Origin of the sequence: Novosphingobium profundi (genome assembly GCF_020524485.1) — a bacterium.
Taxonomy (GTDB): Bacteria; Pseudomonadota; Alphaproteobacteria; order Sphingomonadales; family Sphingomonadaceae; genus Novosphingobium; species Novosphingobium profundi_A.
The window spans coordinates 41,395-61,150 of the sequence record NZ_JAIVLF010000006.1 but is presented as its reverse complement, the minus strand read 5'-3'; the positions used below and the strand labels follow the sequence as shown (position 1 = coordinate 61,150).

At 66.9% G+C, this 19,756-nt stretch carries 17 protein-coding genes; 12 read left to right on the top strand and 5 right to left on the bottom strand.

The features are described from left to right. Nucleotides 1-137 precede the first annotated feature (137 nt). The 3 genes from pnp to LC060_RS16700 all read left to right on the top strand — a co-directional run bounded on the left by pnp (nt 138) and on the right by LC060_RS16700 (nt 5,424). A complete protein-coding gene (pnp, locus tag LC060_RS16710; protein WP_226637621.1) occupies nt 138-2,411 on the top strand; it encodes a polyribonucleotide nucleotidyltransferase in 2,274 nt (757 codons plus the stop codon). 149 nt (nt 2,412-2,560) lie between these two features. Next, the gene (locus LC060_RS16705) at nt 2,561-4,687 is read left to right on the top strand and encodes a hypothetical protein (RefSeq protein ID WP_226637618.1); all 2,127 of its coding nucleotides are present in this window, start codon (nt 2,561-2,563) and stop codon (nt 4,685-4,687) included. Beyond that, a complete protein-coding gene (locus LC060_RS16700; RefSeq protein WP_226637616.1) occupies nt 4,657-5,424 on the top strand; it encodes a DUF3142 domain-containing protein in 768 nt (255 codons plus the stop codon). Before LC060_RS16705 ends, LC060_RS16700 begins: the two co-directional genes overlap by 31 nt. Here LC060_RS16700 and map read toward each other — a convergent pair. Both map and LC060_RS16690 read right to left on the bottom strand, forming a co-directional pair. Further along, nucleotides 5,415-6,245 (bottom strand): type I methionyl aminopeptidase, encoded by an 831-nt coding sequence (gene map, locus LC060_RS16695; RefSeq protein ID WP_226637614.1) that lies wholly within the window; start codon nt 6,243-6,245, stop codon nt 5,415-5,417. The genes LC060_RS16700 and map overlap by 10 nt on opposite strands. 42 nt (nt 6,246-6,287) lie before the next feature. After that, nucleotides 6,288-7,145 (bottom strand): DUF3298 and DUF4163 domain-containing protein, encoded by an 858-nt coding sequence (locus LC060_RS16690; RefSeq protein WP_226637612.1) that lies wholly within the window; start codon nt 7,143-7,145, stop codon nt 6,288-6,290. 169 nt (nt 7,146-7,314) lie between these two features. Between LC060_RS16690 and LC060_RS16685 the strand changes: the two genes are divergently transcribed. From LC060_RS16685 to LC060_RS16645, 9 genes are all read left to right on the top strand, one after another. Further along, nucleotides 7,315-8,709, top strand: a complete 1,395-nt coding sequence (locus LC060_RS16685; RefSeq protein ID WP_226637609.1) for a leucyl aminopeptidase family protein — start codon at nt 7,315-7,317, stop codon at nt 8,707-8,709. 134 nt (nt 8,710-8,843) lie between these two features. Then, a complete protein-coding gene (locus LC060_RS16680) occupies nt 8,844-10,193 on the top strand; it encodes a PAS domain-containing protein (RefSeq protein ID WP_226637607.1) in 1,350 nt (449 codons plus the stop codon). Nucleotides 10,194-10,299: 106 nt separating this feature from the next. Continuing rightward, nucleotides 10,300-10,671 carry a hypothetical protein gene (locus LC060_RS16675; RefSeq protein ID WP_039390392.1) on the top strand — a complete coding sequence of 124 codons (372 nt, stop codon included), beginning with the start codon at nt 10,300-10,302 and terminating at the stop codon, nt 10,669-10,671. Between the two features lie 453 nt (nt 10,672-11,124). Next, complete coding sequence (locus LC060_RS16670; RefSeq protein ID WP_226637605.1) at nt 11,125-11,535, top strand: SH3 domain-containing protein; 411 nt, start codon at nt 11,125-11,127, stop codon at nt 11,533-11,535. A 6-nt stretch (nt 11,536-11,541) separates the two neighbouring features. Beyond that, nucleotides 11,542-12,465 carry an N-acetyl-gamma-glutamyl-phosphate reductase gene (gene argC / locus LC060_RS16665; RefSeq protein ID WP_226637602.1) on the top strand — a complete coding sequence of 308 codons (924 nt, stop codon included), beginning with the start codon at nt 11,542-11,544 and terminating at the stop codon, nt 12,463-12,465. A gap of 399 nt (nt 12,466-12,864) precedes the next feature. Further along, the gene (locus tag LC060_RS16660) at nt 12,865-13,203 is read left to right on the top strand and encodes a P-II family nitrogen regulator (protein WP_039392137.1); all 339 of its coding nucleotides are present in this window, start codon (nt 12,865-12,867) and stop codon (nt 13,201-13,203) included. Between the two features lie 175 nt (nt 13,204-13,378). After that, a complete protein-coding gene (gene glnA / locus LC060_RS16655; RefSeq protein WP_148627682.1) occupies nt 13,379-14,788 on the top strand; it encodes a type I glutamate--ammonia ligase in 1,410 nt (469 codons plus the stop codon). A gap of 190 nt (nt 14,789-14,978) precedes the next feature. Next, entirely contained in the window at nt 14,979-16,250 is a 1,272-nt protein-coding gene (locus tag LC060_RS16650) for a hypothetical protein (RefSeq protein WP_226638250.1), read from the top strand. 23 nt (nt 16,251-16,273) lie between these two features. Continuing rightward, complete coding sequence (locus LC060_RS16645; protein WP_226637599.1) at nt 16,274-16,870, top strand: fasciclin domain-containing protein; 597 nt, start codon at nt 16,274-16,276, stop codon at nt 16,868-16,870. Between the two features lie 182 nt (nt 16,871-17,052). Here the strand turns inward: LC060_RS16645 and LC060_RS16640 are convergent, their stop codons facing one another. The 3 genes from LC060_RS16640 to LC060_RS16630 are packed head-to-tail and all read right to left on the bottom strand — an operon-like array spanning nt 17,053 to nt 19,756. Beyond that, entirely contained in the window at nt 17,053-18,321 is a 1,269-nt protein-coding gene (locus tag LC060_RS16640) for an adenosylmethionine--8-amino-7-oxononanoate transaminase (RefSeq protein WP_226637597.1), read from the bottom strand. Then, nucleotides 18,318-18,980, bottom strand: coding sequence for a dethiobiotin synthase (bioD, locus tag LC060_RS16635; RefSeq protein ID WP_226637595.1), 663 nt, complete (start codon nt 18,978-18,980; stop codon nt 18,318-18,320). Before bioD ends, LC060_RS16640 begins: the two co-directional genes overlap by 4 nt. 8 nt (nt 18,981-18,988) lie before the next feature. After that, nucleotides 18,989-19,756, bottom strand: a complete 768-nt coding sequence (locus LC060_RS16630) for a methyltransferase (protein ID WP_226637594.1) — start codon at nt 19,754-19,756, stop codon at nt 18,989-18,991.

Genomic DNA, 19,756 nt, shown 5'->3' with positions numbered 1-19,756 from the left:
CGGGCACCGAAATAGACAGGTATCCTCGCAATCCGGCGAGGGGCCTTCGGGGCATGACAGGCCCCGTACCGGACCGGGACGGCATCCCCGGCAGTAAATCCCGCAGGCAATAGGGCCGGCGGGCTGAGGAATATTCTATGTTCGACGTCAAGACCGTATCGATGGAGTGGGGCGGCAAGACCCTCACTCTCGAAACCGGCCGCATCGCCCGCCAGGCGGACGGTGCCGTTCTCGCCACCTACGGCGAAACCGTGGTGCTCTGCGCGGTGACCGCCGCCAAGTCGGTGAAGGAAGGCCAGGACTTCTTCCCGCTGACCGTGCACTACCAGGAAAAGTTCTCGTCGGCGGGCCGTATCCCCGGCGGCTTCTTCAAGCGTGAGCGCGGCGCGACCGAAAAGGAAACGCTGACCAGCCGCCTGATCGACCGTCCGGTGCGCCCGCTGTTCCCGGAAGGTTTCTACAACGAAATCAACGTCATCTGCCAGGTCCTGAGCTATGACGGCGAAACCGAGGCCGACATCGTCGCGATGATCGCCGCTTCGGCTGCCCTCACCATCTCGGGCGTGCCCTTCATGGGCCCGATCGGCGCCTGCCGCGTCGGCTTCGAGGATGGCGAGTACACGCTCAACCCCAAGCAGACCGCCGCCCTTGAGAACGGCCGTCTCGACCTCGTCGTTGCCGCCACCGGCAACGCCGTGATGATGGTCGAATCGGAAGCCAAGGAGCTGACCGAGGACGAGATGCTGGGCGCCGTCATGTTCGCGCATGACGAGTGCAAGAAGGTCGTCGACCTGGTCATCGACCTTGCCGAGCAGGCCGCCAAGGACCCCTGGGAAATCGACCTGTCGGACAACACCGCCGACATCAAGGCGAAGCTCAAGAAGGCTGTCGGCAAGGACGTTGCCGCCGCTTACAAGCTGACCGACAAGTCGGCCCGATCCAAGGCCCTCAACGAGGCGCGCGCCAAGGCCAAGGAAGCCTTCGGCGAGGAATCGGCGCAGACCCAGATGGTCGCGATCAAGACCATGAAGAAGCTCGAAGCCGAGATCGTTCGCGGCGCCATCCTCAAGGACGGTACGCGCATCGACGGCCGCAAGCTCGACCAGGTCCGCCCGATCGAATCGATGGTCGGCTTCCTGCCGCGCACCCACGGCTCGGCGCTGTTCACCCGCGGTGAAACGCAGGCGATCTGCACCACCACGCTCGGCACCAAGGACGCGGAACAGATGATCGACGGCCTCGAAGGCCTGTCGTATTCCTCGTTCATGCTGCACTACAACTTCCCGCCCTACTCGGTCGGTGAAGTGGGCCGCTTCGGCGCGCCGGGCCGCCGCGAAATCGGCCACGGCAAGCTGGCTTGGCGCGCGCTGCACCCGGTGCTGCCCGCCAAGGAAGACTTCCCCTACACCATCCGCATCCTCTCGGACATCACCGAGTCGAACGGTTCGTCCTCGATGGCGACGATCTGCGGCGGCTGCCTCTCGATGATGGACGCGGGCGTTCCGCTGGCACGTCCGGTTTCGGGCATCGCCATGGGCCTGATCCTCGAAGGCGACGACTTCGCGGTTCTCTCGGACATCCTGGGCGACGAGGATCACCTCGGCGACATGGACTTCAAGGTCGCAGGCACCGAGAACGGCATCACCACGATGCAGATGGACATCAAGATCGCCGGCATCACCAAGGAAATCATGGGCAAGGCGCTCGAGCAGGCCAAGGCCGGCCGCGCGCACATCCTGGGTGAGATGACCAAGGCCCTGGGTTCGGCCCGCACCGAGCTTTCGGCCCACGCGCCGCGCATCGAGACGATCCAGATCGACAAGTCGAAGATCCGTGACGTCATCGGCACCGGCGGCAAGGTCATCCGCGAGATCGTCGCCGAAACCGGCGCCAAGGTCGACATCGACGACGAAGGCGTGATCAAGATCTCCTCCTCCGACATCAACCAGATCGAGGCCGCCAAGGCCTGGATCCAAGGCATCGTCGAGGAAGCCGAAGTCGGCAAGATCTACAACGGCAAGGTCGTCAACATCGTCGACTTCGGTGCCTTCGTGAACTTCATGGGTGGCAAGGACGGCCTCGTCCACGTCTCCGAAATGAAGAACGAGCGCGTCGAAAAGCCGACCGACGTCGTCAAGGAAGGCCAGGAGGTCAAGGTCAAGGTCCTCGAGATCGACAACCGTGGCAAGGTCCGCCTCTCGATGCGCGTCGTCGACCAGGAAACCGGCGAAGAGCTGGAAGACACCCGTCCGCCCAAGGCGCCGCGCGGCGACCGTGACGGCGGTGGCCGTGGCGGTGATCGCCGTGGCCCGCGCCGTGGTGGCCGTGACGGCGGCCGCGACCGCGGTCCGCGCGGTGGCAACGAAGGTGGCGATCCGGGCCACATGCCCGCCTTCCTCAAGGAAGACTGATCACCACCTCGGACCTGTCCGAACGAACCTGGAAAGGCCCTGCGAAAGCGGGGCCTTTTCTTTTGTCCTATGGACTTGTGAGGGGCGTTCCCGGCAGGGTATTCACCCGAGTGGGGACAGCAGGCAGGCAGGTAGGGGGCACAACGCAGATGCGCGGAAAGATCAGGCACAAGGCTCTGGCGCTGGCGACAGGGACTGCACTGGCTTTGGGATTGCCGAGCGGTGCGGGGGCCAGCGGGGACTTCGGTTGCGCGCCGAGCTGGCGTCTGGGTCTCTCCGATTATGAATGCGCCGGCGTTCCCTTCCTGTCGGCGCGCAACGATACCCGCACCAACCTCTCCTGGCTGATGATGGAGGCGGGGGGCGGTATCCCGAAGAAGGCCGGATACCCTGCGAACTCCTGGGAAACCGCGCCGCTCGGCCATGTCTTCCTGACCTGGGAGGCCATGCGCAGCGGCTTCTGGCCCGGAGCGCAGGCCGAGGAAGAGACCTGGCCGCTGCCCGCCTATAGCGGCACCTTGTGCCAGACCCTGGCGAGTGGAGGCGAGGCTTTCGCCGCAGCCCTGGCCGACACGCCATCCATTTCCGAGGCCGAACGCGGGGCGCTTGTCGGCGCGCGCGCCAACCTGAAGGCGGCGTGCGACGGGGCGCAGGAGCCGTCCACCTGGCCGGCCTCCGTCACCAGCCCGGCAGGGCGCGAGTATCTCGCTTACCTGAAGGGCGCGCGGGCCTTCTACGCCGAGGACTTCGGCTCTGCGCGCGCCACCTTCGCGGGGTTGGAAGGCAGCGGGCAGGGCTGGGTGGCCGAGACCGCGCGCTACATGCAGGCGCGCACCGCGCTCGCCGCCGCGCAGGTGCCCGCCATCGACGAATGGGGCTGGTACGACAACACGAAGACCGATGCCGCGCTGGCCGCGCAGGGGCAGGCCGCGCTCGAGGCGTATCTGCGCACCTATCCCGAAGGGCGTTACGCGGCCTCCGCGCGGGGGCTCACGCGCCGGGCCTTCTGGTTGCGCGGCCAGCGGCCCGAACTGTCCCGCGCCTATGGTGCGCTGCTGGAGCGGGAGAGCGCCGCCGACCCCGCAGCGGCCCACCTGATCGAGGAAATCGACACCAAGCTCTTCTTCGAGGCGGCCGGGGATGGCGAAATCGACAGCGCGCTGAGCCTTGCGACCTGGGACCTGCTGCGCCTGCGGGCAAGCGAGCCGGTGATGTCCGAGCGGCGCACCGCGCGTCTGGACGCGGCGGAACTTGCTGCGCAGGCGCCGCACTTTGCCGGGCATCCCAAGCTCTACACCTACCTCCAGGCCGCGCAGGCCTTCCATGTTCAGCGCGACTATGCCGCCGTCCTGAAGCTGCTGCCCGACGAGGCGCGCAAGGGGCAGTACACGCCGCTGGCCTTCAGCGCGCAGATGCTGCGCGGCCTGGCGCTGGAGGCCTTGGGCGATTCCAACGCGGTCGGCTTCTGGGAGCAACTGGCGAAGGGCGCGGACCCGCGTTTCCAGCGCCCGGCGGTCGAACTTGCGCTTGCCCACCACTGGGAGCGCAGCGGCGAACTGGCGAAGGTCTTTGCCGCGAACAGCCCCGTCCAGGTGCCCGAGATTCGGGCCATTCTCCTGGAGCACGTCGCCGACGGGGCAACCCTGCGCGCGCAGGCGAAGGCGGGCACGAGTGGGCTGGAACGCGAGGTCGCGGCGATGACGCTCCTCTACAAGGACCTGACACGCGGGCACTTTGCTGACTTTGAGCGCGACCGGGCGCTGGTGCCGCAGAGCGCAGGGCGTGAGGGCTGGATCGGGGGATGGCTGCGCGATGCGGCCCGCCAAGTGCCGCTCGGCAGCTTCACGAAGGGCCGCTGGCAACAGGATTTCGCCTGTCCCGCGCTGGCCGATACAGCGCAGAGGCTCGCGCGCGATGGGTCCGATCCGGGCGCACTCCTGTGCCTCGCAGACTTCTACCGGCTCAACAATTTCGATAGCTACATGGCGGGCGAGCGCTGGCGCGGGCGCGAGGAACTGGGCGGTACGCCCTCGCGCTTTGCGGGCGAGTTGACGGACCGCGCGGCGATCTATGCGCAGGTGCTGGCGGGTTCGCGGGCGAGCGCGCAGGAACGGGCCTATGCGCTCTACCGCTCGGTCATGTGCTACGCGCCCTCGGGCAACAATTCGTGCAGCGCCACCGATGTCCCCGAAAGCCAGCGCAAGGCCTGGTTCCAGCGCCTCAAGCGCGAGTACCCCAAGAGCCGATGGGCGACCAAGCTCAAGTTCTACTGGTAAGCCGCCGCGCGCTGCTGGGCGCAGGCGTCGCGGCGTTCGCGCTGGCGGCCTGCGGGACACGCCGGGACGGCCCTGTCCGCGCGCGCGACTACGAGGCGTTTTTCCTATGGGCGGGCGTCGCTCCTCCGCCTTGGCTGGAAGAGGCGCCTCTGGTCTATCTGCTGGCGGGCGAGGTGCGCGCCACGCGCACCAGCGCCTACGGCCCCTTGCGCGCCGTTCCCCGCGTGACGGGGCCGCGCGTGTGGATGAGCGTGCGGGTCGAGCGGCTCGACTGGGAGGAGGGGCTCTACGCGGCGGTGCTGGGCCAGTTGGAACGCTGGGCGGCGGCGGGCAATGCGGTGGAGGGCCTGCAGATTGACTTCGACGCCGCGACGCACGGGCTTGCCGGGTACGCGCAGTTTCTGGAAGGTCTGCGGGCGCGCCTCCCTGCGCGTTTCAAGCTGGGCATCACCGGGCTGATGGACTGGAGTGCGGGAGGTTCGGCGGATGCGCTCTCCAGCCTTGCCGACTGTGTCGATGAGATCGTGGTGCAGACCTACCAGGGCCGCGCGACGATTCCGGGTTACGAACGCTACCTGGCTTCGCTCGAACGCCTTGGCCTGCCTTACCGTGTCGGGCTGGTCGAGGGCGGCGAGTGGCGCGCCCCGCCGGGCCTGGAGGCCGGGGCGGGGTTTCGCGGCTATGTGGTGTTCCTGGTCGGCAGCGCACAGGCCGCCGAAGGCGCGCCTCAGGCGTAGGGCGGCTTGTGGCGTTCGCGCGGGCTCAGCGTGAAGATCTCGCAGCCGTCCTCGGTAATGCCGATCGAGTGCTCGAACTGGGCCGAGAGCGACTTGTCGCGGGTCACCGCGGTCCAGCCGTCGTTGAGCAACTTCACCGCCGGTTTGCCGAGGTTGATCATCGGCTCGATAGTGAAGAGCATGCCCGGACGGATTTCCGCGCCGGTGCCCGCGCGCGCGGCGTGGACGACTTCGGGCGCATCGTGGAACAGGCGGCCGAGGCCATGGCCGCAGAACTCGCGCACGACGCCGTAGCGGTGCGATTCGGCGTACTGCTGGATGGCCGCGCCGATGTCGCCGATGTGGTTGCCGGGCTTGGCCTGTTCGATGCCGATCATCAGGCACTCGTAGGTGACCTCGACCAGGCGGCGCGCCTTGAGCGAGGGCTCACCCGAGAAGTACATGCGGCTGCTATCGCCGTGCCAGCCGTCGAGCAGCGGGGTCACGTCGATGTTGAGGATGTCGCCGTCCTTGAGCGTCTTGTCCGACGGGATGCCATGGCACACCACGTGGTTTATCGAGATGCAGCACGAATGCTGATAGCCGCGGTAGCCGAGCGTTGCGGGAACGGCGCCCGCATCGAGGGTCATCTCGCGCACCTTGTCGTCGATCGCGGCGGTGGTCACGCCCGGCTGCACCATGTCGGCGATCTCGTCGAGGATCTCGGCGGCGAGTCGTCCGGCCTTGCGCATGCCTTCGAACGCTTCTGCGCCATGCAGCTTGATGGTGCCGTCGCGCAGGACGGCCTGGTCGTCAGGTTCCACAGTCTGGTATTCGGTCATGCCCCTCCCATAGCGGGAGGGGGCGCGAAATGCGAGAAGATCTCAGTCTGGTATCGAAAAACTGGCGCGGTACTGCGGTTTGAGCGCGCGCATCACGGCGCCGTCGACGGGCAGGGTGATCTCGTAGCTGCCCTCGGCGTAGGGCCCCGCCTCGTAAGGCGCGATCTGGAAGCCGATGCGGTCGAAGGTGGCGCCGTTGGAGGAGCCCAGCAGCACCGTCTGGCGCACCGGATCGATGCACTCGCTGAAAGTGCCCTCGGGATCGAGCGGGCCGCCGCGCCTCTCGATGCGCTTGTCGTCGAGCACCTTGCAGAAGCGTTTGCGCAGGGCGCCCGAAAGCGCCTCGGGGCTGGTGAACAGGTCGGTCGCGCGCTGGAGCGTCCCGGTCTTGCGGTTCCACACCCGCGCATTGAAGCCGCTCATGCCGTGGGCGCCGCCGGTGAAAGTGTAGAACTCGGAGGAAAGCGAGAGCCAGTCGGGCAGGTCAGTGACCACCTGCCAGTTCGCGCCGAAGCTGTGGGGGCGGAAAGGATAGCCGCTCTTTTCCGCCTCCTCGCGGTCGCGCTCGGACGAAGTTGCAAGCTCGCGACGCGCGGCCTCGCGGCGCGCCTCGAACCAGGATTTGAGCTCGGGGATGGCGGCTGCCGCAGCGGGGTAGGCGAACTGGAACTCGTAGGTGTCGGTCTCGTCCTCGATGGCAAGGTCCGCGGCCTCGACGAGCGGGCTCTCCACCTCGCTCGCCGCGGCGCTGGGGGGCGCTTCGGGAGGTGCCGGTCGGACACTGGCGCCCGCGGCGGGTGGGCCTGCGGTCGCCTCCGTGTCCGGGGCCGCGGCCCCGCTGCATCCGCCGGCCATCAGTGCCAGCGCTCCTGCGCATCCCAGTGCCAGCTTCGCGCGCATTGTCCCTCGTTCCTGCCCTTGTCCGGTGTTCGTGGCGCCCGTTAAGGCGCTGAAGAGGGAGCATGAAGCACGCGGTGAGCTGAATCCAGCCTGAGCGTGCGCCCGCTGGGGACAGCGCACGCGCATTGGGCAATTGCCCTTTGCCGGACCTGCGGTCTAGATATGCGCCATGAGCGACAAGAACGCATTGATCCAGCCCGACCGCGGCCAGAGCGCGGTTTCCCTCCACCTCGTCGACAAGGAGGGGCTCGACGCCTTCCGCAAGGGACTGAACGCCGCCCAGCGCACCGTGCTCGAAGCGCAGCGCTTCGAGGGTGACGCGGGCGGCCATGCCATCCTTCCGGATGGCGAGGGCTGGATGGCCGTGGCCGGTGTCGCCGATGTCCAGAAGCTGTCTAGCTGGTGCATGGCCAAGCTGGCCGAGACGCTGCCCGCGGGCACCTATCGCCGTATCGGCGGCGAGCCGGGTGCGGCGATGTTCGGCTGGGTCACGGGGCAGTACCGTTTCGACCGTTACGTCTCCGAACCCAAGGACGAGGGGCCGCGCGTGCTTCTGACGGGCGAGGTCAAGGCGATCGAGCCGATCCTCGCCGAAGCCGAGGCGGTCATGCTGGTGCGCGACCTCGTCAACACGCCCGCCGAGGACATGGGTCCCGCCCAGCTCGAGGCCGAGGCGGAGAACCTGCACAAGGCCTACCGCGCCGAGATCCGCGTGACCCGGGGTGATATGCTCGAACATGAGTTCCCGATGGTCCACGCGGTGGGGCGCGCCGCGGCGCGCAGCCATGCGCCGCGCATGATCGAGCTGGAATGGGGCAACCCCAAGCACCCGCGCATTGCCATCGTGGGCAAGGGCGTGTGCTTCGATTCAGGGGGGCTCGACGTGAAGCCCAGTGCGGGCATGCTGCTCATGAAGAAGGACATGGGCGGCGCGGCCCACGCCCTCGCGCTGGCGCGCCTCATCATGCAGGCGCAGCTGCCGGTGCGCCTGCACCTGCTGGTCCCGGCGGTCGAGAACGCGATTGCGGGCAACAGCTTCCGGCCGGGCGACATCCTGAAGTCGCGCGCGGGGATCTCGGTCGAGATCGGCAATACCGACGCGGAAGGGCGCCTTGTCCTGGGCGATGCGCTCGCGCGCGCGGGCGAGAACGAGCCCGAACTGGTGATCGATTTTGCGACACTGACGGGCGCTGCGCGCGTGGCTCTGGGGCCGGACCTGCCCGCGCTCTTCGCGCGCGAGGATGCCACCGCCAATGCCCTGCTCGAAGCCGGGATCGCGACCGACGATGCCTGCTGGCGCCTGCCGCTCCACGAAGGGTACCGCGAGTACATGAAGTCGGATATTGCCGACATCAACAACGCAGGTTCCGGCGGGGGCTTTGCAGGCTCCACCACGGCCGCGTTGTTCCTGGACCGTTTCGTGCCCAAGGGCGTGGACTGGGTCCACTTCGACACCTTCGCCTGGCGCCCCTCGGCCAAGCCTGGCCGCAGCAAGGGCGGCGCGGCGCTGGGGCTGCGCGCGGCCTGGCAGATGCTCCGCAATCGCTATGAGGAGGCCGGTTAACGGCGTGTAACTCTCTGTTTAGCAGATGTTTCCAGACGTGGTTACCGCATCGTTAGTTATGTGAGATCAAAGTCAGGAGATGGCGAATCGGACTAGTCCCCGCGTGTCCAACACGCAGGGACAAGGAGCCATCCATGACATTCGAACCGACAGGAGCATTCCACGAGGTCGCCCTCGATGACCTGTTCTTCTCGACGACCGATTCCAAGGGGGTCATCGAGCAGGCGAACCAGGTGTTCGTCGAAATGGCGCGTCTAGATCGCGACGATCTGATCGGTGCGCCGCACAACCTCATCCGCCATCCCGACATGCCGGGCGGCGTCTTCCGTTTGATGTGGGAGACGATCGGGGCCCGCCGCGCGTTCAGCGGCTATGTCTTCAACCTGGCGGGTGACGGCAGCAGCTACTGGGCGCTGGCGACCGTCTCGCCGCTCGGCAAGGGGTATATCTCGGTGCGCGCGCGCCCGATTGACCTGGGCATTCGCGACACGGTCCACACCGTCTACGAGGCCGCCCGCGAGGCCGAGGTCCAGGCGATGGCTGAGGGCGAGAGCGCGGGCCGCGCGGCGCGCATCGGCGAAGAGGTGATCCTCGCCGAACTCGCCAAGCTGGGGTACCCGAGCTACGAGGCCTTCCAGAACGCCTTCCTCCCGCGCGAGCTGGAGCTGCGCTTCCAGGCCGGCGTCACCATCCCCACCCGCCCGTCCGCAAAGGGCGGCGCCCGCGCGCTGCTCGACGCGGGGACCGCGATCGAGGGGCAGGTGCGCACCCTGGCCGAGGGGCTGGCCAACGCCGATCACCTCGCCGAAGCGCTCGACGCGCGCGTCGCCAAGGCGGTCCATAGCCTGGGACGGCTGGAAGAGGCGGTTGCCAACGCGCGCTTCGTCGTCACCGGCAATGCCAAGGTCGAGCCGCACGTCGCCAAGGCGGCTCCGGCGCTGGAAGAGCAGTGCCACAAGGTCGCAGCGACGATGCAGGGCGTGCTCGATGCGGTCGACCAGACCTGCCTCCAGCGTCATGGCCTGCGCGCGTCGGTCAGCATCGCGCAGCTCCAGGCCGAATCGGTCTGCCGTTTCGCCGCCGACACCATCGATGGTCGTGAGGACCCGGAAACCTCGAGCGCGGCCACCCAGGCCCTTGTCCAGGCGCTCGAGAACGGCATCGATTCGATGCACACCAGCCTCGACGATGACCGCGACCAGGCCCGGCACATGAGCGCGCAGATCAAGGCTACCGAGAGCACGCTCAAGGTCACCACCCTCTTGCTGCGCAAGTGGCGCAGCCTGATCGAGAAGTCGGACATTCGCCATGAAATGGAAGCCCTTCTCCCGGTCCTCGACGACGCGCTGGCGGGTCTTGTCGACGAACTGGCAGGGCTTCACGATACCGCCGAAGCCTTTGCAGGTGGCGTCGTGGCCTTCGAGAGCGCCGAACTCCAGCGCAGCCTCGATACGATTCTCTCGCTCAACACGGTTGCCGCCTGAGACGCTCGGGCCCGACCATTCCCCCATCGAACCATCTCTCGCGCCGAGCGCTGCCCCTGACAGTGCGCGCAGCCGGGCCGAGGCACAGCTTTCAAGGATTTACACCATGGATTTCGAAGCCAAGCTCGCCGAACTCATGACCATCAACGGCGCCATCGCGGCCGCCCTCGTCGATAGCGCAAGCGGCATGACCATCGCGACCGTCGGCGAAATGCGCGACGGCGGGGACCTCGATCTGGCCGCAGCGGGCAGCAGCGAGGTGATGCGCGCGCAGATGAACGTGCAGGATCTCCTCAAGCTCAACGACCCGGTCGAGGACATGCTCATCACGCTGGGCGAACACTACCAGCTGATCCGCCCGCTCACGGACGATTCGGGCGCGGGCCTGTTCGCCTACCTGCTGCTCGACCGCAAACAGGCCAACCTCGCGCTTGCCCGCATCAAGCTGCGCTCGGTCGAAGCCGAACTCGCGATCTGAACCTGATCGAACCGCCCGGCGCACTTCGAAAGCGCCGGGCCACGCGTCCCTGCGTGAGGGAGGGGGCCGCATGACTGGACATGCGGCCCCCGACTTGTGTTCGGCGTTGGTGAGGTTTCGAGAAGGGTAGGATTTAGCAAAATGATGTATCCGAGGGCCATCGCTCTCGGGCTCCCCAAACTGTCGACCTCAAGGCTCTCGCACTGCCGTGGCTGAGAATGGTGAGGTCGCCCGGTATGGGGTCAAGGGGCGATGGCCCCTTGGAAAAGGTCTTCCTTCTTCCGTTCTCGCCCTTTTCGGGTTTGCGCCTTGGGTCCGCTGGTCGCATCCTCCTCATCCAACCCGGCGCGCACGCAACGAAGGAGAGCCGATCCCTATGCTGTACCGTTTGAAGGCCCAAGCCGGGCAGGGGGCGATTTGCGCTGCGGGCCCTGTGAAACTTGCGTATTTGCGATGAGCGGGATAAGCGCCCCAATCTTCCGTTTCACCGATGGCCTCAACGTGACCGAACACGACACTTATACACGCACTCTCCCGCTTGACGGCATGCTGGCGATGACCGGCCCTTCGGTGACGGCCGAACCGGGCTGTCTGCCGGTGCGCGGCGATCTTGCGCACATCAAGCTCGCAGGGCTGTGCTTCGTGCCGCACTACGCGGTGCCGGTCGCCTACACCGCGAAGGCGGGCGCGCAGCTGGTCTCGGCGCCCACCACGACGGGCGAAGTCCTGGCAGAGCTGGGCGAAGGCGCGGTCTTCAACGTGCTCGACATTGCAGGCGTCTGGAGCTGGGGGCAGATCGGTGAGGATGGCCTTGTCGGTTACGTGGCGCTCGATCAGATCGAAGCGCCTGAGGCAGGAGAATAAGCGCAGATGGCACAGACGGTCTTCATCGACGGCGCGGCCGGAACCACGGGTCTGGAGATCGCCGATCGCCTGAGTGCCCGCCCGGAGTTCGAGCTGGTCATTCTCGATGACGCGCGCCGCAAGGACGATGCCGCGCGCGCTGAGGTGCTCAACGATGCCGATTTCGTGATCCTGTGTCTGCCCGACGAGGCGGCGAAGGCCGCGGTTGCGATGATCCGCAACGACACCACGCGTGTGATCGACGCCTCTTCGGCGCACCGCACCGCGCCCGGCTGGGCTTACGGCTTTCCGGAGCTTGTCGGGCACGAGACGATTGCGGGCGCGCGTTTCGTCAGCAATCCGGGCTGTTACCCCACCGGCTTTCTCAGCCTCGTCGCGCCGCTCGTGCGCGCAGGCCTGCTGCCCGCCGACTGGCCCTATGTCTGCCACGCCGTCTCTGGCTACTCGGGTGGCGGCAAGGCGCTCATCGCGCGTTTCGAGGAAGAGGGCGACATTGCCTTTCGCGCCTATGGCCTGGCCATGGGCCACAAGCACCTGCCCGAGATGAAGGCGCATTCCGGGATCACCCACGATCCCGTCTTCGCGCCTGCCGTGGTGCCTGCGCACCGGGGCATGCTGGTTGAAGTTCCGCTGCACCTTGCGATGATGGACAAGGCGGGCAGCGCCGACACCCTGCGCGCCGCGCTGGCCGACTTCTATGCCGGTAGCCCGGTCGTCTCGGTGCTTGACGAAGAGCCGGGTGAACTGCTCCTGCGCAGCGCGATGGAGCCGAGCGACGCGCTCACCCTGCGCGTCTTCGGCGCGGCGGATGGAAGCCAGGCACGCATGGCCGCCATGCTCGACAACCTGGGCAAGGGGGCGAGCGGGGCGGCTGTGCAGAACCTCAACATCATGGCCGGTCTCGACGAGACCGCGGCCTTGCGTCTCTGACATTGGCGCCGGGTCCTTCGGGACCTTCTGGAAATAGTGTATCCCGTGCGGCCGACAGGGCTCTGCGCGTTAACCTTCGTGCGCGCAGGCGCCGGGGGCTGCGCGCGTGCGCCGAGCGCCCCTCTCTTTGCGATGATGTGCGATTGCACAATTTTCAGGCAGCAATTGCCTGAAACTTGCACACACTCTTGCGGGCCTTGCTGTTAAAACTTTGCGAAAAAGCCACCCTTGCGGGGCAAATCATGCAAATCCGGTCTTTTCGCGCCTGCGCAGTTGTCCTACGACTGTATGATATCCAATGGCACGATTCTTGTTAGGATCGGCAGCGAGGAATCTGGGTCCCGGACGGGATCCTCGTGAATGCAGTCCGGGCGCAAAGGCAAGAAGGTCCAGTCAGGCGTGAAGAAGATCGAAGCTATCATCAAGCCCTTCAAGCTCGACGAGGTCAAGGAGGCGCTGCACGAAGTGGGCGTATCCGGGATCACCGTGACCGAAGCCAAGGGCTTTGGCCGTCAGAAGGGACACACCGAACTCTATCGCGGCGCGGAATACGTCGTCGATTTCCTGCCCAAGGTGAAGCTGGAAGTCGTCGTTTCGGATACGCTGGCCGAGCGGGTGGTCGAAGCCATTGCCGATGCGGCACAGACCGGACGCATCGGCGACGGCAAGATCTTCGTCGTTCCCGTCGAGACCGCGATCCGCATCCGCACCGGAGAGCGCGACGACGAGGCTCTGTGAGCGCCACGAACCACACCGTCCGGACCATCAGGCTCCGGGCATAACCATTCTGGGCCGGTTCGCCGGTCGGATACTCGGGAAAGCTACCGGCAGGGGGCCCGGCGCGTTCCCGGACAGCGCATCCACCCCTATGCCTTTTCCCGAGGCGGAAAAGTAAGATTGGAGAACCACACATATGGCTACTGCAAAGGACGTCCTTGCCAAGATCAAGGACGAGGAGATCGAATGGGTTGATCTGCGCTTCACCGATCCCAAGGGCAAGTGGCAGCACCTGACGATGTGTGCGGGCGTCCTGGGTGAAGACGAGCTCGAAGACGGCCTGATGTTCGACGGTTCCTCGATCGAGGGCTGGAAGACGATCAACGAGTCGGACATGATCCTCAAGCCCGACCTTGAAGCCGTCTACACCGACCCGTTCTCGGCCACCCCGATGCTGATCGTGTTCTGCGACATCGTCGAGCCCTCGAACGGCGAACTCTACGCCCGTGACCCGCGCTCGACCGCGAAGCGCGCGGAAGCCTTCGTCAAGTCGGCCGGTTTCGGCGACACCGTGTTCGTCGGCCCCGAGGCCGAGTTCTTCATGTTCGACGACGTGAAGTTCTACGACGGCTACGACGGCAACGGCTTCAAGATCGACGACGTCGAGCTGCCGACCAACACCGGCCGCGACTACGACACCGGCAACCTGGGCCACCGTCCGCGCGCCAAGGGCGGCTACTTCCCCGTCGCGCCGGTCGACAGCTGCTCGGACATCCGCGCCGAGATGGTCACCACCATGCTCGAAATGGGCCTGCCCTGCGACAAGCACCACCACGAAGTGGCGGCTGCCCAGCACGAGCTCGGCCTGACCTTCGGCACGCTGACCACCACCGCTGACCGCATGCAGATCTACAAGTATGTCGTGCAGATGGTTGCGCAGGCCTACGGCAAGTCGGCCACCTTCATGCCCAAGCCGATCCAGACCGACAACGGTTCGGGCATGCACACGCACATCTCGATCTGGAACGACGGCGACAACACCTTCGCGGGCAACGGCTACGCTGGCCTCTCGGAGACCTGCCTGTACTTCATCGGCGGTGTCGTGAAGCACGCCAAGGCGCTCAACGCCTTCACCAACCCGACCACCAACAGCTACAAGCGCCTGGTCCCGGGTTACGAAGCTCCGGTTCTGCTCGCCTACTCGGCGCGCAACCGTTCGGCCTCGTGCCGCATCCCCTACGGTGCCGGCACCAAGTCGAAGCGCGTGGAATTCCGTTTCCCCGACGCGATGGCCAACCCCTACCTGTGCTACTCGGCGCTGCTGATGGCTGGCCTCGACGGCATCAAGAACAAGATCCACCCGGGCGAAGCCATGGACAAGAACCTCTACGACCTGCCGCCGGCAGAGCTCGCCGAAGTTCCGACCGTCTGCGGTTCGCTGCGTGAGGCTCTTGAAGCCCTGCAGGCCGACCACGCGTTCCTGCTCGAAGGTGACGTGTTCACCGCCGACCAGGTCGAAGCTTACCTCGAACTCAAGTGGCCCGAAGTGCTGCGTTGGGAAACCACGCCCTCGGCGGTCGAGTTCGACATGTACTACAGCGCCTGATCGCGCATTTCTCTCCCCTTCGCGGGAGGGGCAAATCGGTTCGCCGAGTGGGGCGCCTGGAGCAATCCGGGCGCCCTTTTTGCATGCCGTTTCGGGGCATGAAGAGGACCGGGGGCGAGCGTGCATCGCGACCTTGCGGGGAACAGGCGCGGCGATTGCCGCGTTGAAAGTCCCCGAAAGGAGATTTTCGATGCGGCAGGCGCAAACGATTTTGGCCGGAACGGTTGCGGGGTTTGCCCTCGTGGCTGGCGCGGCGCTCGCCCAGCCCGGGAACGGCAATGGCAACGGGAAGGGCAATGGCGGCGGCAACGGCGGCGGTCCGCCGGCCGCGCAGGAGCGTGGCAACGGCGGAGGAAATGGCGGGGGCGGCCCCGGAAACAACGGCGGCAACAACGGTGGCAATAAGGGCGGAGGTCCGGCCAAGGCCCAGAATCGGGGCGGCGGTCCCGACCGGAGCGCTGGCAATGGGCAGGGCAACGGCGGCGGTAAGGGACCGGGCGGCGGCGCCCCGCAAGCCCGCGCCGACAAGGGCCCGCAAGGCAACGGTCGGGGCGGCCCCGGGAACGGTAACGGCGGCGGCAACGGCAACGCTATCGCCAAGGGACCGGGCAACGGCCCTGCGCGCGGGAACGGAAATGGCAATGGCAATGGCAATGGCGGGGGCAACGGGAAAGCCCCGCCCATGGCGGGCGCACCGGGGAACGGCAACAGCGACGCGCGGCTGCGCGGCAATGCCCATCCCTCCAACGTGGCGCACCGGCCCGAGCGCGGCGACATTCGCCGTGTCAGTTACAGCGGTCCGGGCGGACGCGATTTCATCGTGCCCACCAACGAGCGCGTGCGTGTACTGACGCGGGATCGCACCATCGACTGGGGCCGGATCGACCGGCGCCGGGTCTACGATGGTTGCCCGCCGGGGCTCGCCAAGAAATACAATGGCTGTACCCCGCCCGGGCTCGACCGTGGGCCGCGCATGTCGTGGTCGCGCCCCGACTGGTACTGGAGCGGCTTCAACCGCGGCGGCAACTACCGCTATCTTGATGGCTACATGGTGCGCATGGGCTCGGGCTCCTCGATCCTCGATTACATCCCGCTGCTCGCGGGCGCGCTGGCGATCGGCAACGTCTGGCCGGGTTCGTACGACAGCGTGGCGATGCCGGACTACTACAACAGCTACTATGGCCTGGGTGGTGGCAACTCGTATCGCTACTACGATGACACGCTCTACCGCATGAACCCGGGCTCCTCGCGGATCGATTCGATCGCGGGGCTCCTGATGGGCAGCGACATCGCGGTCGGCCAGCCGATGCCGCGCGGCTATGACGTCTACAACGTCCCCTACGGCTATCGCGACCAGTATTACGACACCCCCGACGCACACTACCGCTACAGCGACGGCTATATCTACCAGCTCGATCCGACCTCGCGCCTGGTTCAGGCCGCCATCGAACTGCTCGTTTGAGCCCCCGAGGAGAGACCCCCAAGATGACACAGATTTCGCACCGCGTGTCCGGCCTTCGGGCCGGGACGCTCACGCTGATCGGCGCCTGCGGGCTGGCTCTGGCGGGCTGTTCGGGCGAGACCCCGGCGTCCGATGAAACCGGCGCGGCCGTGCTTGCCGAGCCGGCCTCGGACCCCGTGCCCGAACTCCTGGACGATACAGACGGCATGGAGACCGTGGCCGATGCGCTGGAGGATACCGGCCTTGCCGGTATCTTTGAGGGCAACGCCAGCTACACCCTGCTGGCCCCCGACGATGCCAGCTTTGCCGCGCTGGGCGAAGAGGGCGAGGCCCTCACGCAGGGCGAGGACAAGGCGGCCATGGCCGCGCTTCTCAAGCAGCACCTACTGCCGGGCTACCTCATGCCTCGTGACATCGAGGGCGCAATCGAGCGTAGCGACGAGGGCTCCGTCACCATCACCAGCCTGGCTGGGGAAGACCTGACCTTCCGCCGCAACGGCGATGCGATCGTCGTGACCTCGCCGGACGGCGCGGAGGCGACATTCAAGGGTGAGGCACTGGCGGGAGGCGCGAGCGTTGCGATCCCCGTGTCAGGGCTGCTGCGCAAGGCGGAGAGTTGAAGGCGAGCGGGGAAGAAGGAAGTGCTTTTCAAGGGGCCATCGCCCCTTGACCCCAAAATGGGCAAACTCACCTTACTCAGCCACGGCGGCGCGCGGGAGGTGAGCCAGACATTATGGGGAGCCCGAGGGCGATGGCCCTCGGAATCATCTTTCTTCTTGTCCCGCAGCCCAATTCCCAAGCTTCAGAAGCAGAGCACGGCCTCACCGATGGCATCCCACACGGTGGCGAGTTCCTCGTCGGTGATGCCATAGGGGGGCATCACGTAGACCGTGTTGCCCAGCGGGCGCAGCAGCACGCCGCGTTCGCGGAAGAAGGCCATGAGCCGGGGCGCCAGGTCATTCATGTAGCCGGTCGCCCCGTCACTCTTGAGGTCGAGCGCGGCAATCGTGCCGAGGCTCCGTGCGTTGTTGAAGTGGTAGACCTGCCCCAGTTTGTCGAGCCAGGATGCCTGCTTGGCGCTCAACTGTGCGATGCGTTCGCGCACGGGTTCCTCGCGCCAGATCGCCAGGTTCGCGGCGGCCGCGGCGCAGGCGAGCGGATTGGCGGTGTAGCTGGAGGAGTGGAAGAACATGCGCGCGCGGTCGGTGGAGAGGTGCGCTTCGTAAATCGCCTCGCTCGCCATCGTCACGGCGAGCGGCACCGCGCCGCCTGTCAGGCCCTTGGACAGGCACAGGATGTCGGGCTCGATGTCCGCCTGTTCGCACGCGAGCAGCGTGCCGGTGCGGCCCCAGCCGGTCATCACTTCGTCCGCAATGAAGAGCACGCCATGCTCTGCGCAGATCGCGCGCATCTGGCCCAGGACCTCGGCGCTGTAGAACAGCATACCGCCAGCCCCCAGCACGAGCGGCTCGACGATCAGCGCGGCGGTGTCGCCCATTCGGCAGAAGCTCTCAAGGGCTTCGAGCGTCGCCTCTTCGTGGCCCGCTGCGGGAAAGGGAATGCGTCCGACATCGAAGAGCAGCGGGTCGTAAGGCTGGTTGAACACGCCGCGCTCGCCCACCGACATCGCGCCGATGGTGTCGCCGTGGTAGGAATTTTCCATGACGAGGATGCGCGAGCGGGCCTCACCCTGCCAGTGCCAGTAGCCGAGCGCCATCTTGAGCGCGACCTCGACGCTGGTTGATCCGGAATCGGAGAAGAACACGCGAGTCAGGCTTTCGGGCATGATCTCGCGAAGGCCTCGGGCCACCTCTTCGGCGGGGCCATGGGTCCAGCCTGCAAAGATCATCTGGTCGAGCTTGCCCGCCTGCTCGGCGATTGCGGCCATGATCCGGGGGTTGCAGTGCCCGTGCGTCGTTACCCACCAGGACGAGATCGCATCGATCATGGAGCGCCCGTCGGCGAGGTGCAGCACCGCACCCTGCGCGCTGGAAACCTCGGGGATCGGCTCGCCCAGGCCGTGCTGGGTGAAGGGGTGCCAGATCGATGATGCGGGGGGCGTGGAGCTCATGGGGCGAAGTCCTCCAGGTTGAAGTTCGCAGCGAAGGCGGCAGCAAGCGCCTCGGGGCTGAGCGGATCGAGGCGTGGCAGGCGGCCCAGCCGCTTCGCGCCGCCCATGGCGCAGATGATCTCTTCGCTGTCCTTTACTTCCTCGCCCACGAAGGCAACCCCGAGCACAGGGATAGCGCGGGCGCGCAGCGCCTCGAGCGAGAGCAGCGTGTGGTTGATCGTGCCCAGCTGCGTGCGGGCCACCAGGATCACCGGCGCGCCCCAGCGCACGAACTGGTCCGCATAAGTCTCGCGCCGTGAGATGGGAACGTGGACGCCGCCCGCACCTTCGACCACCAGCGGGCCGGACACGGCGGGGAGGGACAGACGCGCCGGGTCGATCTCCACCCCGTCGATCTCGGCGGCGAGGTGGGGCGAGCAGGGGGTGGCGAGGCGGTAGGCTTCGGGCAGGATCTTTTCGCGCTCCAGACCGGAGAGCCCTGCGACGCGCAGCGCGTCGGTTTCGCCAAACGCGTCCTCGGGCTCGACCCCGGCCTGCACGGGTTTCCAGTAGTGCGCGCCAAGGGCGCCCGCCAGCGCGGCGGCGAAGACCGTCTTGCCGATTTCGGTGTCGGTGCCGGTGACAATCAGGGTGTGGCGGGCGGAAGGCAGGTCGGTCATCGGTACAATCACCTTGTCCGGATCGGGGGGCGGGTCAGGTGGATCGTCACGACTTCGTAGGTGGCCGTGGATCCGTTAATGTCGAATTGCGCCATGACCTCGCGAAGTTGCGTAGGGGTGAGCGGCGTGTGGGCGCCATGCGCGGTACCTGCGCCGATTGCCTTGACGCTGCGCAGGAAGGCGCGCGCGTCCGCGCTGCGCTGGACGTGGCGCGTGACGGTGACGTCGGCTCCGGGGATCTGCGTGTAAGCTTCGGGGGGCAGAAAGGCGGGGGTTCCTGGGACCAGGCCCAGCGCTTCGTGCGCAGCGCGCCACTCGGCAAACGTCTCGGGCCCCAGCGTGGTGACGACAAGATGGCCGCCCGGCGCCAGCCATCCGGCCATGCGGGCAAGCGCTGCGGGCGCGTCGGCAAACCACTGCAGGGCCAGGCTGGAGCAGAGAAGATCGAAAGGGCCGCCTTCGGGTGTTCCGGTCTCGCCGTCGAGCGCGGCGAAGCGGTGGCGCGCGCTTTCGCCCAGCGCCGCACGGCAGCGTGCGACCATAGCGGGTGAAAGGTCGGTGACGAGCCAGTCCCCGGTGACGTGGGCGGCCTGCAGTTCGCGGGTCAGGAAGCCGGTACCACAGCCGATTTCCAGGCCGCGAAGGTCGCGGGGCAGATCGAGCGCGGCGATGCGGGTCGCCAGTGCGCGGGCGACCTCGCGCTGGACCGGGGCGTGGGCTTCGTAGCCGTGGGCACCCGAAAAGGCGCGGGCGATCTGATCGCGGGGGACGCGCAA

Coding starts and splice junctions, on each gene's coding strand:
- pnp (WP_226637621.1), top strand. CDS start 138: ATGTTCGACGTCAAGACCGTATCGATGGAGTGGGGCGGCAAGACCCTC.
- LC060_RS16705 (WP_226637618.1), top strand. CDS start 2,561: ATGCGCGGAAAGATCAGGCACAAGGCTCTGGCGCTGGCGACAGGGACT.
- LC060_RS16700 (WP_226637616.1), top strand. CDS start 4,657: ATGGGCGACCAAGCTCAAGTTCTACTGGTAAGCCGCCGCGCGCTGCTG.
- map (WP_226637614.1), bottom strand. CDS start 6,245: ATGACCGAATACCAGACTGTGGAACCTGACGACCAGGCCGTCCTGCGC.
- LC060_RS16690 (WP_226637612.1), bottom strand. CDS start 7,145: ATGCGCGCGAAGCTGGCACTGGGATGCGCAGGAGCGCTGGCACTGATG.
- LC060_RS16685 (WP_226637609.1), top strand. CDS start 7,315: ATGAGCGACAAGAACGCATTGATCCAGCCCGACCGCGGCCAGAGCGCG.
- LC060_RS16680 (WP_226637607.1), top strand. CDS start 8,844: ATGACATTCGAACCGACAGGAGCATTCCACGAGGTCGCCCTCGATGAC.
- LC060_RS16675 (WP_039390392.1), top strand. CDS start 10,300: ATGGATTTCGAAGCCAAGCTCGCCGAACTCATGACCATCAACGGCGCC.
- LC060_RS16670 (WP_226637605.1), top strand. CDS start 11,125: ATGAGCGGGATAAGCGCCCCAATCTTCCGTTTCACCGATGGCCTCAAC.
- argC (WP_226637602.1), top strand. CDS start 11,542: ATGGCACAGACGGTCTTCATCGACGGCGCGGCCGGAACCACGGGTCTG.
- glnA (WP_148627682.1), top strand. CDS start 13,379: ATGGCTACTGCAAAGGACGTCCTTGCCAAGATCAAGGACGAGGAGATC.
- LC060_RS16650 (WP_226638250.1), top strand. CDS start 14,979: ATGCGGCAGGCGCAAACGATTTTGGCCGGAACGGTTGCGGGGTTTGCC.
- LC060_RS16645 (WP_226637599.1), top strand. CDS start 16,274: ATGACACAGATTTCGCACCGCGTGTCCGGCCTTCGGGCCGGGACGCTC.
- LC060_RS16640 (WP_226637597.1), bottom strand. CDS start 18,321: ATGAGCTCCACGCCCCCCGCATCATCGATCTGGCACCCCTTCACCCAG.
- bioD (WP_226637595.1), bottom strand. CDS start 18,980: ATGACCGACCTGCCTTCCGCCCGCCACACCCTGATTGTCACCGGCACC.